General features: G+C 69.7%; 7 protein-coding genes and 3 pseudogenes. 3 read left to right on the top strand and 7 right to left on the bottom strand.

The features are described from left to right. Nucleotides 1-164 precede the first annotated feature (164 nt). A pseudogene (locus ACN28I_RS23325) lies at nt 165-5,470 on the top strand (trifunctional serine/threonine-protein kinase/ATP-binding protein/sensor histidine kinase). Here ACN28I_RS23325 and ACN28I_RS23320 read toward each other — a convergent pair. Beyond that, nucleotides 5,460-6,011: a metal-dependent hydrolase gene (locus tag ACN28I_RS23320; protein ID WP_420944158.1), complete on the bottom strand. Its 552-nt coding sequence runs from the start codon at nt 6,009-6,011 to the stop codon at nt 5,460-5,462. The pseudogene ACN28I_RS23325 and the gene ACN28I_RS23320 overlap by 11 nt on opposite strands. 133 nt (nt 6,012-6,144) lie before the next feature. Between ACN28I_RS23320 and ACN28I_RS23315 the strand changes: the two are divergent. Next, nucleotides 6,145-7,798 (top strand): annotated as a pseudogene (locus ACN28I_RS23315) (acyl-CoA synthetase). A gap of 78 nt (nt 7,799-7,876) precedes the next feature. On the opposite strand, the gene ACN28I_RS23310 reads toward ACN28I_RS23315, so the two are convergent. Continuing rightward, the gene (locus tag ACN28I_RS23310) at nt 7,877-8,770 is read right to left on the bottom strand and encodes a hypothetical protein (RefSeq protein WP_420944157.1); all 894 of its coding nucleotides are present in this window, start codon (nt 8,768-8,770) and stop codon (nt 7,877-7,879) included. A gap of 257 nt (nt 8,771-9,027) precedes the next feature. On the opposite strand from ACN28I_RS23310, the pseudogene ACN28I_RS23305 reads away from it, so the two are divergent. Then, nucleotides 9,028-9,126: pseudogene (locus ACN28I_RS23305) on the top strand (sigma 54-interacting transcriptional regulator); the annotation flags it as partial. Nucleotides 9,127-9,128: 2 nt separating this feature from the next. Here ACN28I_RS23305 and ACN28I_RS23300 read toward each other — a convergent pair. The 5 genes from ACN28I_RS23300 to ACN28I_RS23280 all read right to left on the bottom strand — a co-directional run bounded on the left by ACN28I_RS23300 (nt 9,129) and on the right by ACN28I_RS23280 (nt 14,325). Beyond that, nucleotides 9,129-9,689, bottom strand: a complete 561-nt coding sequence (locus ACN28I_RS23300; protein ID WP_420944156.1) for a hypothetical protein — start codon at nt 9,687-9,689, stop codon at nt 9,129-9,131. A gap of 4 nt (nt 9,690-9,693) precedes the next feature. Further along, the gene (locus ACN28I_RS23295) at nt 9,694-10,209 is read right to left on the bottom strand and encodes a hypothetical protein (RefSeq protein WP_420944155.1); all 516 of its coding nucleotides are present in this window, start codon (nt 10,207-10,209) and stop codon (nt 9,694-9,696) included. 211 nt (nt 10,210-10,420) lie between these two features. Continuing rightward, nucleotides 10,421-11,668, bottom strand: coding sequence for a uracil-xanthine permease family protein (locus tag ACN28I_RS23290; RefSeq protein WP_420944154.1), 1,248 nt, complete (start codon nt 11,666-11,668; stop codon nt 10,421-10,423). Between the two features lie 9 nt (nt 11,669-11,677). Next, nucleotides 11,678-13,840 carry a molybdopterin cofactor-binding domain-containing protein gene (locus ACN28I_RS23285; protein ID WP_420944153.1) on the bottom strand — a complete coding sequence of 721 codons (2,163 nt, stop codon included), beginning with the start codon at nt 13,838-13,840 and terminating at the stop codon, nt 11,678-11,680. After that, complete coding sequence (locus tag ACN28I_RS23280; protein WP_420944152.1) at nt 13,837-14,325, bottom strand: (2Fe-2S)-binding protein; 489 nt, start codon at nt 14,323-14,325, stop codon at nt 13,837-13,839. The genes ACN28I_RS23285 and ACN28I_RS23280 overlap by 4 nt, the downstream gene beginning before the upstream one ends. Between the last annotated feature and the right edge of the window lie 134 nt (nt 14,326-14,459).

The raw sequence follows: 14,459 nt of genomic DNA, 5'->3' as shown, positions 1-14,459 counted from the left end.
GCTGACCGGCCAGGCTTGCCCGACGGTCGAGGAGGCGGTGAAGGAAGACGGTGAGCGCGTGGCCGTTGCACTTGGGGCGTGGTCCGAGCCATGCCGTCGTGCGTTTCGGAGGTGGTAGGGTACCCCATGGCTCGCCGTCCCAGAGAAGAGCAGGGCCTCACGTCATGAGCATCACGTCCTTCCTCCTGCCCGGGTACACGCTCCAGGGCCTCTTCCAGGAGACGGGGGCCAACGTCCTCTACCGCGCGGTGCGTGAGGCCGACGGGCTGCCCGTCATCGTGAAGACGCCTCGCTCCTGGCACCCCGGCCCCCGCGAGCGCGCCCGCTACCAGCGCGAGTACGACCTCCTGATGCACCTGAAGGGCGCTCCCGGTGTGCTCACCGCCCACACGCACGAGGTGCTCCAGGAGCGGCCCGTCCTCGTGCTGGAGGACGTGGGGGGCAAGGCCCTCTCGGAGCTGGTGGGCCCTCCGCTCGAGCCGTCCCGCTTCCTCACGTGGGCCCTCTCCCTGACGGCCACCCTCGCGGAAGTCCACCGGCGCGGCGTCATCCACAAGGACATCAAGCCCGCCAACGTGCTCGTCTCCCCCTCGGGCACGGCCTGGCTCATCGACTTCGGCATCGCCACCCTGCAGCGGGTGGAGCACGTGGAGGCCGTCCTCCAGCAGCCGCTCGCCGAGGGCACTCCGGCCTATATGTCCCCGGAGCAGTCGGGGCGGATGAATCGCGCGGTGGACTACCGCACGGACTTCTACTCGCTGGGCATCTCCTTCTACGAGGTGCTGACGGGGCGGCTGCCCTTCCGCGGGCACGACGTGCTCGAGTGGTTCCACGCCCATCTGGCCCAGGCCCCCGTGCCTCCGCACCAGGTGGTGCCGTCCATTCCCCCCGCGCTCTCGGCGGTGGTGATGAAGCTGCTGGCCAAGGTGGCCGAGGAGCGCTACCAGAGTGCCGAGGGGCTGCGGGCGGATCTGGAGCGGTGCCAGGAGGCCTCGCGGCACGGCTCGCTGGAGACCTTCCCCCTGGGCAGCCGGGACGTCCCCGCCCGCTTTCAGCTCCCCCAGCGGCTGTATGGCCGCGAGGCGGAGGTGGACACCCTGCTCAAGGCCTTCGAGCGGGTGGCGCGCACGGGGCGCACCGAGTGGGTGCTCGTGCGGGGTTACGCCGGCATCGGCAAGTCCGCCGTGGTCCGCGAGCTGCACCGCCCCGTGCTGCGGCGGCGCGGCTTCTTCCTCAGCGGCAAGTTCGACCAGCTCCAGCACGACGTCCCGTACTCCACCCTGGCGCGGGCCATCCAGGAGCTGGTGCAGCAACTGCTGGCCGGCAGCGACGAGGAGGTGGCCGGCTGGCGCCAACGGCTGCTGGAGGCCTGGGAGGGCAACGGCCAGGTGCTGGTGGACCTGGTGCCCCAGCTCGAGCGGATCGCCGGCGCGCAGCCCGCCCTCCCCGAGCTGCCCCCCGTCGAGGCGCGCAACCGCTTCAACCGCGTCTTCCAGCGCTTCCTCGGCGTCTTCGCCACCTCCGAGCGTCCCCTCGTCCTCTTCCTGGATGACCTCCAGTGGGCGGACTTCGCCAGCCTCGAGCTGCTCCGGTACATCACCACGCACCCGGATACGCCGCCCGTGCTGCTGATTGGCGCCTACCGGGACAACGAGGTGAGCCCCTCACACCCGCTGGTGCGGACCCTGGCGCAGGTGCGCGAGGAGGGGGCGAGGATGGGGGACATCCACCTGGGCCCCCTGACGCCGGAGCAGACGCGGCGGCTGGTGGCCGATGCCTTTCCCGGGGCCAGCGAGGAGCTGGTGGTGCCCCTGGCGTCGCTCGTCCAGGAGAAGACGGGAGGCAACCCCTTCTTCCTCCTCCAGTGGGTGCAGGCGCTCCACCAGGACGGCCTGGTGGTGCGGGCCCCGGAGGGCGGCTGGCGCTGGGACGCCGAGGGGGTCCGGGCCCGGGGGTACTCGGACAACGTCGTCGACTTCATGGTGGGCCGGCTGCGGCAGTTGCCGGAGGAGACGCGGCAGCTCCTCAGTCTGGCGGCGTGCGTGGGCAATACCTTCTCCGTGCGCAAGCTGGCCCTCCTCTCCCACCAGGACGTCTCCCAGGTGGAGCAGGGCCTGGAGCCCGCGCTCCGGGAGGAGCTGCTGGTGCGGGGGGAGGCGAGCGGTACCGCTTCTCACACGATCGCATCCAGCAGGCGTCCTATACCCTCATCCCCGAGCGGGAGCGCGAGGCCGTCCACCTGCGCGTGGGCCGCCTGCTGTTGGCGCGGCTCTCGCCGGACGAGCTGCGCGAGCGCCTCTTCGAGGTGGTGGGCCACCTCAACGCGGGGGTGGCGTTGATGCGGGAGGAGGCGGAGCGCTCCCAACTGGCGCACCTCAATGCCGAAGCGGGCTGGAGGGCCAAGGCCTCGCATGCGCACCGCTCGGCCGTGGCCTGCTTCAACACGGCCTTCTCCCTGCTGCCCGGAGACCCCTGGGCCGCGGAGGGCTCCCTGGCCTTCAAGCTGCGCATGGCCCAGGCGAGCAGCGAGGTGATGAGCGGCAACACCGCCGAGGCGCGCCGGTGGGTGGAGGAGCTGCTTCCCCGGGCCCGCACGCGCGCGGAGATGGCGGAGGCCTATCGCTTCAAGAGCGATCTGCTCGTCTCCTCCAGTGATGCGGAGGGTGCCGTCGCCTGCCTGCTGGAGTGCCTGGAGAAGTTCGGCATGCCCCTGCCGCTGGAGCCCTCCTGGGAGGAGGTGGTGGCCGCCCACGAGGAGGCGTGGTCCCTGCTGCATGCGCGTCCCCTCGAGAGCCTCCTCTCGCAGCCGGCCGTGACGGACCCGGACATGCAGGCGGCGCTGAGCGTCCTCGCGGCCCTGTTCTCGCCCGCCTTCTTCTGCCGGAGGAACCTGCACGCCCTCCACCTGTGCCGGATGGTGAGCCTCACCCTCCGTCATGGGACGGTGGATGCCTCCGCGCACGCGTATGCGTGGTTCGGGTTCCTGAGCAGCACCGTCTTCAAGCGGTACCGCGAGGGACTGGCCATCAGCGACTTCGCGTGCCAGCTCGCCGAGCGCCAGGGCCTCTCCCCCTACCAGGGCGAGGCGCTCCACGCCCGGGCCATCAACGGGGTGTGGTCCAACCCGTACTCCTCTTCGCGGGAGTTCATCCGCAGGGCCTTCCAGCAGTCGGTCCTGGCGGGGGACTTCCGCAATGCCGCCCTCTGCTTCAACCAGAGCACCTTCATTCCCCTCGCCATGGGCCGCGACCTGGTGGAGGTGGGGCAGGAGGCCCTGGCGGGCTACGACTTCGCCTCCAAGGTGGGCTTCTGGGACGTCTCCCAGATGATGCTCGTCGTGCGGCGTTACGTGGAGCAGCTCCAAGGCCTCTCCGGCTCCTTCTCCACCTTGAATGGAGACGGCTTCGAGGAGGAGGCGTTCGAGGCGCGGCTGGCCGTGGGGAGTCTGATTCCGCTGCGGTGCAGCTACGGCATCGTGAAGATGATGTCGCGCTTCATGTGCGGCGCCCATGAGCAGGCGCGCCAGGTGGCGGAGAGCATCAAGGAGCTGCTCTGGTCCAACTTCGGTCAGGTCTACCATTACCTCTATGTGCTGTACGAGGCGCTGACCCTGGCGGCGTGCTGCCGGGACGCTTCGCCGGCGCGGCGGCGCGAGTACCTCGAGGCCATCGAGAAGCACCACCGGCAGCTCGTGGAGTGGGCCGGGAACTGCCCGGAGAACTTCCGCGCCGCCGAGCGGCTGGTCTCCGCGGAGCTGGCGCGGCTGAACGGCGAAGCGGAGCAGGCCCACCGCGCCTACGAGGAGGCGCTCCAGTCCGCCCGCGAGCAGGGCTCCCAGCAGAACGCGGCCCTGGTCTGTGAGCTGGCCGCGCGCTTCTGGAAGGAGCGGGGGATGTCCACCACCGCCCTCCTCTTCGCCCGGGAGGCCCGCGAGGCCTGGGCGCAGTGGGGCGCCGAGGGCAAGGCGCGGCACCTGGATGAGCAGTGGCCCGTGCTGGCCTCGCCCTCCGTGAAGCGCCAGGACTCCAGCACCACCTACGACACGGACAGCAACCACCTGGATGCGCTCACGGTGGTCAAGGCCCAGCAGGCCATCTCCAGTGAGATCGTCCTGGCGCGGCTGGTGGACACCCTCATGCGCGTGGCGCTGGAGACCGCCGGAGCCCAGCGCGGCGCGCTGCTGTTGCTGCGGCAGGACACGCTGGAGGTGGAGGCCCTCGTGGACTCCACCCCGGACCGGGCCTCGCTTCCCGGGGAGCCCGCGCGGCGCCTGCCGTGGACCCTGCTGACGTACGTGCGGCGCTCGGGCGAGTACGTCCTCCTCAATGACACCGCCCAGCCCCACGCCTTCTCCAACGATCCGTACTTCTCCCAGGCGACGGCCCGCTGTCTGCTGTGCCTCCCCCTGGGCCGGGGGGAGACGCTCGGCGGGGTGCTGTACCTGGAGAACGACCTGGCCACCGAGGCCTTCTCCCCCAGCCGCATCGCCCTGCTCAAGCACCTCGCCTCCCAGGCCGCCATCTCGGTGGAGAACGCGCGCCTGTACGAGGAGGTGCGGCGGGCCGAGACGGCGCTGCGCCAGTCCAATGACGAGCTGGAGCGGCGCGTGGAGGAGCGCACGCGCGAGCTGAAGCAGGCGCAGTCCCACTTGATGGAGACGGCGCGCGTGGTGGGTATGGCGGAGATCGCCTCCAACATCCTCCACGAGGCCGGCAATGCCCTCACCAGCGTCGTGGTGGACTCGGACCTGCTGCGCAGGACGGTGCAGGCCTCACGCGTGGGCCGGGTGAAGCAGGTCGTGGAGATGATGGATGCGCGGCACGAGGACCTGGCGGACTTCCTCACCCGGGACCCGCGCGGCAGCCTCCTGCCGGGCTACCTCTCCGGCCTCGCGGGCGAGCTGCTGCAGGAGCAGGAGGTGCTGCGGCAGGGCCTGGAGGACCTGGATGATCACGTGGACAAGGTGCGGACCATCATCCAGACACAGCGGACCTACGCGAAGTCCATGCTGCTGCCGGACGAGTGCGACCTGACCGGACTGGTGGAGGAAGCCCTGCGGCTCCACCGGTTGACCTCGCGGCAGTCTCCGGTCCCGGTCACCAAGGAGCTCGCCGTGCTGCCCCTGGTGAAGGTGGACAAGCACCGGGTGCTGCAGATCCTCCTCAACCTGCTCAGCAACGCGCGCAGTGCCCTGGAGCCCCTGCCCGAGGCCGAGCGGCGAATGGAGGTGAGGCTGGCCGCGGAGGGCGGATGGGTCCGCATCCAGGTGGTGGACAACGGCGAGGGCCTGACGCAGGACGTCCGCGAGCGCCTCTTCACGCAAGGCTTCAGCACGCGCAAGGAGGGCTACGGCTACGGCCTGCATGCCAGCGCGCTGGCGGCCCGGCTCATGGGGGGACGGCTGACCCTGGAGAGCGAGGGGCCCGGAAAGGGCGCCATCGCCACCGTCGAGCTTCCCTTCACGCCCTAGGCGCGGGCGGGCTCTCGGGCCTGCCCTCGCCGAGGAAGCGGGCCCGCAGGGTGCGGACCACCTCGGCGTCCCAGCGCGGGGAGAGCAGCTCCACGGCGGTGCGCCGGTAGCGCAGCGCGCAGGCGAGGCACACCAGCGTGGCCGTCAGCCCGATGAGGCTGTTCTGCCAGGAGGCCAGGTCCCACTGGCCGTCCCAGAACCACTCGCGCAGGCTGGTGGGCCAGAAGTACCAGATGGGCCAGCCCGGGCCGCTGCCCGCGAGGTCACACACCAGGTGGAGGTGGAAGGCCAGCAGGGCGAGCAGCCCCACCTGGAGCCGCTGCCGGGCCAGCGCCGCGCACACCCCAGCCGTCAACAGCGCGCCCACGTACCCGTGGAAGATGAGGTGGTGGTAGCGCGCGTAGAGCTCGCCCCCGCCCAGAATCGTCAGCCCATCCAGGTCCGGTGCCAGCCCCGCGCAGACGACGAGCACCCGGTCCCTCCGCGCCTCCAGGCGCTGGGTCATCAACCAGGACAGCTCGGCGTGGACGATGGGATTCATGGGGGACATTCTGGCGCCCTCGGGCCGGGGTTTGCCAGCCCATGAACGGTTCCCCCCGGGTGGGGGAGGGGATGGCGGGTGAGTGGCGGGATATCCGTGGCAGGCTCGCGGGGTTCTTCACCAGGAGCGAGTCATGTCCACACCTTCACCGCGCAACATGACCGACTACGAGGCGACCCGCCGGTCCTTCCAGTGGGAGCGCCCCGAATACTTCAACTTCGCCACGGACTTCATCGACCGCTGGGCAGCCGAGCGTCCCGACGCTCCGGCGCTGCAGTGGAGTGACGAGGCGGGCCACGCGCAGCTCTTCACGTGGAAGGACGTGAAGCAGCGCTCGCTGCACGCGGCGCAGTTCCTCGCCAGCCAGGGCCTGCACAAGGGCGACCGCGTCTTCGTGATGATGCCGCGGATTCCGGAGTGGTGGTTCCTCGTGCTGGGCTGCATCCGGGCGGGCATCGTCTTCATGCCGGGCACGCCCATGCTCACCACCAAGGACATCCGCTACCGGCTGCTGGCGGCGGACGCCAACGGTGTCATCGCGGACGCGAGCTGCCTGGACCGGTTCGAGGGCCTGGTGGGCACGGGCCGCGTGGAGACGTGGGTGGCGGTGGGCAAGGCGCCCTCGCCCTGGGTGGTCTACACGACGGGCGCCGCGGGCACGGGCCAGCATGGCGGCGGTTTCGGGCGCACGCGGGCGGATGACCCGATGCTCATCTATTTCACCTCGGGCACCACGGGCATGCCGAAGATGGTGCAGCACACGCAGGCCAGCTATGGCCTGGGGCACCAGATTACGGGCCGCTACTGGCTGGACCTGACGCCGGAGGACCGGCACCTGACGCTGTCGGACACGGGCTGGGCCAAGTGCGCGTGGGGCAAGCTGTTCGGCCCGTGGAGCCAGGGCGCCTGCAACGTGGTGTACGACTTCCGGGGGCGCTTCGACGCGGCGCGGATTCTTCGGGTGCTCGAGCGGCAGCGGGTGACGACGTTCTGCGCGCCGCCCACGGCGTGGCGGGCGCTCGTGCTGCAGGACCTGTCGCAGTACGACCTGTCCTCGGTGCGGCACGCGTTGAGCGCGGGCGAGCCGCTCAACCCCGAGGTCATCGACACGTGGAAGCAGGCCACGGGGCTGCACATCCGCGAGGGCTACGGGCAGACGGAGTCGGTGATGATCGTGGGGATGTTCTCCGCGCTGGAGCCGAAGGTGGGCTCGATGGGCAAGCCGTCGCCGGGCTTCGACGTGTCCATCATCGACGGCGAGGGCAACGAGGTGCCCTCGGGCCAGGAGGGAGACATCGCGGTGCGGGTGAAGCCCGTGCCCCCGGTGGGCCTCTTCACCGGCTACCTCAACGACGATTCGGCGAACCTCGCGGCCTTCCGGGGCGACTGGTACGTGACGGGAGACCGGGCGGTGAAGGACGCGGACGGTTACTTTCTGGTTCGTGGGCCGCAGTGACGACGTCATCAAGACGTCGGGCTACCGGGTGGGGCCCTTCGAGGTGGAGTCGGCCCTGCTGGAGCACGCGGCGGTGGCGGAGTCCGCGGTGGTGGGCGTCCCGGACGAGCGCATCGGCCAGCGCATCAAGGCGTACGTGGTGCTGGCGCCGGGCTTCAAGGCCTCGGAGGCGCTCGCCGAGGAGCTGCGCGAGTACGTGAAGAAGACGACGGCCCCGTACAAGTACCCGCGCGACATCGAGTTCGTCCCGGAGCTGCCCAAGACGGTGAGCGGGAAGATCCGCCGCACCGAGCTGCGGGCCATGTCCCAGCAGCCCGCGAAGAAGGACTGAGCCACCCCCTTCACGTGCGGAGGCCCGCGGGCAGTGCGTGCCCGCGGGCCTCCATGGCTTCATTCGCTGCTTCGGGTGTTACGGGAGCGTGCCCACATAGGCGGCGATCGTCTTGGTCTGCTCGACGGCCGAGGAGAAGCCCACGCCCACGAGGACGTTGTTGTCGGCGGAGGTGAGGTACGACGCGTTGATGGAGCCGTAGGGGTTGACGCCCGCGTTGATCTGGTAGATCGGCCCCGTCATCCGCACGCCCGAGGCGGTCAGCTCGATGCGGCGGTAGTAGACGATGAGGGTGCGCAGGTCATGCGTGCCCTGCTGGCCAGCGGCCACGCCCACGATGGCGTACCCATCCGGCACGGAGGCCCACGCCTCGAGCGTCCCATAGGGGTTGCTGCCCCGGCGGACGATGGTGCGCCCGCCCATCGTGCCGTCGGCGTAGGGCTGGCGGTACTCGACATGCAGCGTCTCGTAATTGCTGTCGGAGACGATGCGCGCGCCGATGCCCGTCACCACCTGGCGGTTGCAGCTGGTTCCCGCCAGCGAGCTCACCTCGAGCGACGCGTTCGGCTCACGGCCCACGCGGGCGGTGGTGTACGAGCCGATCAGCCCGGGCTCGCAGGGCGGCACGTAGCACCACGACTCGGGGTTGGTCGAGTCGCAGGGCTGGCAGCCGAAGTCATAGACGGGATCGCACGTCCCGTTGCAGTACGGGTAGCGCGGGTCGTCGATCGGGCAGCGCTCGATGGGCTCGCAGAACGGGTCGTCGAGCCGGCACACCTCGATCGCCGCGTCCTTCACCGAGCCGAGCTGCTCGGGCACGTCCACGAACTGCGCGTCCTTGGGGTAGTTGATCGCCACGGGCTCGCCGGTGGCGGGGTCGATGATGGACGTGGCCTCATCGGTCGCGCCACAGGCGACGAGGAGGGGAATCAAGGCAGATGAAACCACGAGCAGCATTTTCTTGAAGGTCATCGCTATCTCCAGGCAACAGAGGGCCCATGCGTCGCCCAAGGGCGGAGCGCCGGGTGAATCCGACTGCGTGTGTGTGAGTCCGCTGAGCGCCGTCGCCGCTTCGCGGCTTCCGGCTGGCCTCATCCTGGAAACGAAAAAGGCGGGAAAATGTCGCAAAGACCGGTGACGGATTTTTCCCCGGCCCCTCGTCCCGGAAATGGAACGTGCTGGAGAGCCCGAAGAGTCCCAGCCCGTCATCTCCTACCTTTCGTGGCACGGTGCGCCCGGTGGGCGGCGCCGCCACCAACCGCGACTTGGCGCTGGCCGTGGAGGAGGGGGGCTTCCGCGAGGACCTGTACTACCGGCTCAACGTCCTCGCTCAAGGCAAGGATTCAGGCTCGCTTGTAAAGAGCGCATGGAAGAGGGTGGTGTCCGGTGGCTCCACTGGCTCGACATAGAGAGGAACGCGGATGTCGGCCATATCGCGTGGAAGTGCGTACACGCCGAAAGTCGCCTCGAGCTTCCTGGAAATGACATCGGCAGCGTGTCGCATTTCCACAGGAAGCGGAGCGAAGAAGACTCTGCGTTGGTGCCGCTTGTTGCCAACCAGGACGTACTGCACGCCATAAACCGTATACACTGGCGCCAGGATACTGACGCACCCAACGACGATGAATCGATGCGCGCTCGATTGTTCGTCTACAGGCGAGTAGGCCGCGCACCGAAAGCAGGCATCAGGAGTCGCGGTGGCATTGCCGATGGTGAAATCAGGGAGTTCCTCCTTGAGCTCATCCAGTAGCGCCCACCATTGGCCGAGCTTTTTCAACTCTTGATCCCATAAATCGGTGAGCTTCCTGTGCTCGGGGCTGCCGTCATAAGCCCTGTCGGAACGCCAGTACTTGCGCGCAATGGATGACAGTTGTTCTGTCGAGAGGGGCATGAGTTCAGCGTCCAAGCATGGCGGATTCCGCTTTGGGATGACATGCCGTCTTGACACGGGAACCACCGACGGCGGCCTCCAAGGTCAAATGGAATTCCGTCTTGAAGGTTTCACACAAGATGCCCATGGGGGTCTCAACCGTCGAGGGAGTGAAAGCGATTTGCGCCGCGGCATTGCCAGAATTCGCGGCGATGCGTTGGGCGGCCGGAAGAGTGATCAAGCCGTCCTCTTTGGTCCTTATTGGCATATCAACGCCCATGTTGCAGAGGATCGCATCACCCGTATCGCTCTTGATGGGCAACCGAAGGCAGGCCGCACGCCACCCGCCCGGCTCTTCGCCGCGTTGTTTGACGATGGTGACAAACCGGAAGTTTCCCGGCACGAGCGCACCCTCGACCAGGGTGACAGTTCTCGGCGTAGCGCATCCTGAGAGTAGAAGGGCAATACTCAGTTGTATGGCCCGAGTTCCAATGCGTGCGCGCCGGGCTTCGTCGGAGGCGGGGAGCTTGTGGATGGACATGGGCACACCTCAACCCGCCGATTACAGGAATCGGCTGACAGCCAGGTCAAGCTGCTGGGTCTGGCGAGGTGCTGAAAATCAACGCTCCTTGCTTCACAGCCGGGAACGTGACGTTTCCGAGGGGACGGTGCGGTGAGCCTGCCCCGTCTTGTGACTCTCCCGCACTTGATGGGGTTCTGCAGCGGCGGTCAGTTCCCGAATCGAGCCCCTGTCACGAGCGGGACGGGGGCTCTTCGGCGGGATGTGCATCCAGCTCCTCGCGGTCGAGCGAGGCGGGCAGCAGCGCGTTGGCGAGGATGCCGACGAGCGCGGCGAGGGCCATGCCGTGCAGTTCGATGTGCACGCCGCCGAAGGCCACGGGAATCTTCGCGCCGCCGAGGCCGAGCACGAGGATGAGGCTGACGACGATGAGGTTGCGGCTGTGGGCGAAGTCGATGCGCGCCTCGGAGAGGGTGCGGATGCCCACGGAGGCAATCATCCCGAAGAGCAGGATGCTCACGCCGCCGAGCACTCCGGGCGGGAGGCTCTGGAAGACGGCGGCCAGCTTGGGCGAGAGGCCGAAGAGCATGGCGAAGCCGGCGGCGATGCGAATGACGGCGGGGTCGTAGACGCGGGTGACGGCGAGGACGCCGGTGTTCTCCGCGTAGGTGGTGGCGGCGGGACCCCCAATCACCGCGGAGGCCATGTTGGCGATGCCATCGGCGAAGAGGGTGCGGGGCAGGCCCGGACGCTCGAGGAAGTTCTTCCCCACCACGCGGCCATTCACGATGACGTCGCCGATGTGCTCGATGAAGGTGACGAGGGCCACCGGGGCGAGCACGAAGATGGCGCTCCAGGAAAACGTGGGGCCGTGGAAGGGAGGCAGGCCCACCCAGGCGGCCTCGCGGATGGCCTCGAGCCGTGCGGGCTCCACGGCGCCGAGCACCAGCGAGGCCACGTAGCCGGCGATGACGGCGATGAGGATGGGAATCATCTTGAAGAGGCCGCGGGCGAAGACGCTGGTGAGGATGGCGGCCATCAGCGTGACGAGCGCGAGCCCCCAGTGACTCTGCGCCTGGTTGACGGCGACGCCGGCGAGGCTGAGCCCGATGACGATGATGACGGACCCGGTGACGATGGGGGGAAACACCTGCTGGACGCGCCGGATGCCGACGGCCTTCACCAGGCCGGAGAAGACGAGGTACATGGCACCGGCGGCGACGAGCCCACCGCCCACGGCGGCGGGGCCCTCGGCCTTCAGCACGGCGATGATGGGGGCGATGAAGGCGAAGCTGCTGCCCAGGAAGATGGGCACGCCCAACCCGGTGAGGACGTGGAAGAGGAGGGTGGCGAGCCCGGCCCCGAAGAGGGCGACACTGGGATTGAGGCCGGTGAGCAGCGGCACCAGCACGGTGGCGCCGAACATGGCGATGGTGTGCTGGAGGCCCAGCACGACCTTCTTCTGGAGCGGGAGGGGCATGGGCCCGCCTTAGAGCTTCAGGGGCAGGGTCCGCAAGCGCTTCCCGGTGAGGGTGAAGAGGGCATTGGCCACGGCGGCGGCCACGGGTCCCATGGGCGGCTCGCCCATGCCCAGCGGTTGGTCGCCCTCGCCCACCAGCAGCGTGTCGATGTCCGGGGCCTCGCGCATCGTCAGCAGCGGGTAGTCGTGGAAGTTCCCCGCCTCCACCTGCCCGTCCTTGAGCGTGATGCGCTCGGAGAGGGTGGAGCTCAGGGCCATCATGATGCTGCCCTCCACCTGGGCGGTGGCACCGTCCGGGTTGATGACGAGGCCGCAGTCCACGGCGCAGGTGACGCGGTGCACCCGCACCCGGCCTTCCTCCACGGAGACCTCGGCCACCTGGGCCACCACGGTCCTCATGTCCACGGAGCACGCGATGCCACGTGCCCGGCCCTCGGGCGCGGGCGTGCCCCAACCGGCGCGCTTCGCCGCGGCCTCCAGCACCCGGCGGAAGCGGCGCCCCAGCTCGTCCTCACCGAGGTGCTTCAGCCGGAAGGCCAGCGGATCCTCCCCCGCGGCATGGGCGAGCTCGTCCATGAAGCCCTCCAGCGCGAAGGTGTTGGCGAGCAGGCCCAGGCCCCGCCAGGTGGCGGTGGGCACGGGCAGCTTCACGCGCTGGGCGCGCACCCGGCGGTGGGGCAGGGCGTAGCGGATGGTGGCCCCGCGCCAGGAGCCGAGGTCCGCGCCCAGCACCGTGGCCAGGGCCTCGGGGACCAGCGAGAAGAGCACGTCGCCACTCGCCTGCTGGTGCTCGAAGGCCAGCACTCGGCCGGACTCCTCCAGCGAGGCCCGCAGCACGTGGTGCGTGGGCGGGCGGAAGAACCCGTGGCGGAACTCCTCGGTGCGCGTCCACCCCACGTGCACCGGCCGGCCCGTGGCCTGCGACAGCCGCGCGGCCTCGATGGCGGCCTTGGGGTCCAGGCGCCGGCCGAAGCCACCGCCCAGGTGCGTGGGGACGAGCTCGATGCTCTCCTCCTCCCGCTCCAGCGCCTTCGCGAGCTGCTTGCGGATGCTCCCGGGCGACTGCGTGGACGTCCACACGCGGACGCGCTCGGGCTTCACCTCCACCAGCGCGGCCTGCGGCTCCAGGTGCGCGTGCGCCGCCAGCGGCGTGCGGTACTCGGCGCTGAGCTGCTTGCCGCGTCCCAGGTGCTCCGGCACGTCGCCCTCGTCCTGGACGATGACTCCCTCTCCCTCCTTCACCGTCGTCAGCGCGTCGACGTCCGCCTGCTGGAGCGACTCGCCCCCGGTCCACTCCAGCTCCAGGTGGGCCAGCGCCGCATGGGCCTGCTCGCGGGACTCGGCGGCCACGGAGGCGAAGTCCTTCCCGATGACCACCGCCACCACGCCCGGCTGCTCGCGCGCCTTGCCCTCGCGAGCGGCACGCAGCGTGCTCCCCAGCCGCGGCGGCCGGGCCGAGGCCCCATACAGCATGCCGGGCAGCCGCTGGTCATAGCCATACACGCCCTGCCCGGTGAGCTTGGCCTCCAGGTCCAGGCGCGGCATCGACTGGCCGATGACCTGGAAGTCCTTGGCCGGCTTGAGGGCCGGTGGCTGCTCGGGCACTTCCCACGCGCCCGTGTGCCGCGCCACCACCTCGCCGTAGCGCAACGTGCGCCCGGGCTGGTCGCGCACGCTCAGCGTCCCACCGGCGGCCACGAGCGACGCGGCGGGCACGCCCAACTGGCGGGCGGCCTCGGCGCGCAGCATCTCCCGGAGCGTGGCGGCCCCCTCGCGCAGGGGCTGGTACAGGCCCACCACCGTCATGCTGCCCGAGGTGCCCCGCTCGTCCACCGGGCCGTGGGCGGTGTTGGCATGCACCACCTCCATCCGCTCCCAGGGGACTTCCAGCTCCTCGGCGGCGAGCTGCGCCAGCGCGGTGTGGATGCCCTGGCCCATCTCCACCTTGGGCACGTGCAGGCGCACGCGGTCGTCCGGCAGGATTTCGAACCAGACGGTGGGGTCCACCGGGTCCCCCGAGGGGGCGATGCCCTCGTCCAGGACTCGCGCCACGCCCAGGCGCATGGCGGGCAGGCCGAGGGCCAGTGCCCCCGCGCCGCCCATGCCCAGGCCCAGCAGGAACTGCCGGCGCGTCGGGCGCCAGGTCTTCTTCGGAGCCACCGGCTCGCTCATGGCCTGGTCTCCTGGGCGAGCTGCTCCGCGGCGGAGAGCACGGCCTTCTTGATGCGGCAGTAGGTGCCACAGCGGCAGTAGTTGCGCTCCATGGCCTCCACCACCTGCTCGGGCGTGGGGCTCGGGTTGCGCTCCAGCAGGGCGGCGGCCGTCATCATCTGCCCGCTCATGCACCAGCCGCACTGGGGCGCCTGCACCTCGAGGAACGCCCGCTGCACGGGGTGCAGCCGCGGTCTGCCATCCGGCCCCGGGGTGGACAGGCCCTCCACGGTGCGGATGCGCGCGCCGGCCAGGGAGGAGACGGGAGAGATGCAGGCCCGGGTGGCCACACCATCCACATGGAGGGTGCACGCGCCGCAGATGCCGGCACCGCAGCCGAAGCGGGTGCCCACCAGCCCCAGCTCGTCCCGCAGCACCCACAGCAGCACGCGGTGGGGGTTCTCGTCGGGAACCTCATACTCCCGGTCATTGATGATGAGCTTCATAGGTCTTCCAGGGGGCGGGCGGGTGTCCTGCGTCCTCGCCTTCGTCCGGGGACGATACCTCACTCCGCCCGCATCCATGCTTGCCGCCACTCGCGGTGCGCATTCCGTGGGGGGCACCGCCTCCGGGTGTTGAT

Source organism: Archangium gephyra, assembly GCF_049060025.1.
In the GTDB taxonomy this organism is placed as follows: domain Bacteria; phylum Myxococcota; class Myxococcia; order Myxococcales; family Myxococcaceae; genus Archangium; species Archangium gephyra_A.
This window is presented reverse-complemented; position numbering and strand designations above follow the sequence as displayed.

What these genes read in the sequence shown, in the direction of transcription:
- ACN28I_RS23320 (WP_420944158.1), bottom strand. Translation starts at nt 6,011, where the DNA reads ATGAATCCCATCGTCCACGCCGAGCTGTCCTGGTTGATGACCCAGCGC.
- ACN28I_RS23310 (WP_420944157.1), bottom strand. Translation starts at nt 8,770, where the DNA reads ATGACCTTCAAGAAAATGCTGCTCGTGGTTTCATCTGCCTTGATTCCC.
- ACN28I_RS23300 (WP_420944156.1), bottom strand. Translation starts at nt 9,689, where the DNA reads ATGCCCCTCTCGACAGAACAACTGTCATCCATTGCGCGCAAGTACTGG.
- ACN28I_RS23295 (WP_420944155.1), bottom strand. Translation starts at nt 10,209, where the DNA reads ATGTCCATCCACAAGCTCCCCGCCTCCGACGAAGCCCGGCGCGCACGC.
- ACN28I_RS23290 (WP_420944154.1), bottom strand. Translation starts at nt 11,668, where the DNA reads ATGCCCCTCCCGCTCCAGAAGAAGGTCGTGCTGGGCCTCCAGCACACC.
- ACN28I_RS23285 (WP_420944153.1), bottom strand. Translation starts at nt 13,840, where the DNA reads ATGAGCGAGCCGGTGGCTCCGAAGAAGACCTGGCGCCCGACGCGCCGG.
- ACN28I_RS23280 (WP_420944152.1), bottom strand. Translation starts at nt 14,325, where the DNA reads ATGAAGCTCATCATCAATGACCGGGAGTATGAGGTTCCCGACGAGAAC.